The sequence below is a fragment of the Lysobacter enzymogenes genome (assembly GCF_017168095.1).
Classification (GTDB): domain Bacteria; phylum Pseudomonadota; class Gammaproteobacteria; order Xanthomonadales; family Xanthomonadaceae; genus Lysobacter; species Lysobacter enzymogenes_D.
In genome coordinates this window covers 1-916 of sequence record NZ_LXSD01000158.1, presented here as the reverse complement: position 1 = coordinate 916, position 916 = coordinate 1, and the positions used below count along the sequence as shown (strand labels likewise).

Here is a 916-nt window from a genome sequence, read left to right as displayed (position 1 = left end):
GGCCGAAACGTCGAGGCCGGCGCCGGCGGCCAGCGCGATCGCGCCGCGCTCGGCGCGCAGTTCGATGCGGCCGCCGGGCGCGTGCACCGGCTGGTCGAAGATCGCCTTCGGCAGCGCCGAGACGTCGATGGCGCTGCCCGCGTCCAGGCGCACATCGCCCTGGGTCGCGACCAGGCTCGCGCGGCCGGAATGGGCGCGGATCAGCGCGCTGCCGGTCACGCTGGCGCCGCGCAGTTCCAGCGCGCCGCCTTGCGCGCCGGCGTCGCCGTTCGCGTGGCCCACTCGCGCCAGAGTAATCGCGCCGCTGCTGCGCAGGCTTTGTTCGGCGCCGCCTTCGGCCTGGATCAGCGGCGCCTGCAGGCGCAGATCGGCGGCGCCGAAATCGACGCGGCCGCGGCCGCCGGCGGAAATCTGCTGCGCCGCGTCGACCGCCACCTGGCGGAAACCGGCGAACTGCGAATCGCCGCCGGTGAAGGCGACCGTGCCGCCGCGCAACTGCAGCGTGCCGCTGCCCGCCGGCGCGTCGCCGATGGGGCCGCCCTGCGCGCCGAGTTCGTTGCCCACGCTCAGGCGCTGCGCGCTCAAGCGCACATCGCCGCCGTCGCCGCCGAAACGGCGCGCGCTGAGGTTGAGTTCGCGGTCGCTGTCGACCTCGACATCGCCGTAGAACGCCATCTCGCCGTAACTGCGCAAGCTGACCCGCTGGGCCTGGCCGAACTGCGCCAGGGTGTTGCGGCCGACCACGAAGCCGTCGTAGTGCGCGTTCGGATCGGCGCTGAACACCACCCGCCCGCTGCTGGCCTGGATGTCGCGCCCGGCCAGCAGCGCGCTGGCGTCGACGCGGGCGTCGCCGGCGGCGTCGAGCATCAGCGCCGCGCCGCCGTCCAGGCGCGCGCCGGCGCCGACGTCGAGCAGG

The 916-nt window shown here is 75.4% G+C and carries 1 protein-coding gene; it reads right to left on the bottom strand.

Annotation, left to right across the window (positions count from 1 at the left end; all coding sequences use genetic code 11):
• Positions 1-916 (bottom strand): hypothetical protein (locus tag A7A76_RS04405; RefSeq protein ID WP_206410057.1); only part of this gene is annotated, 916 nt, incomplete at both ends.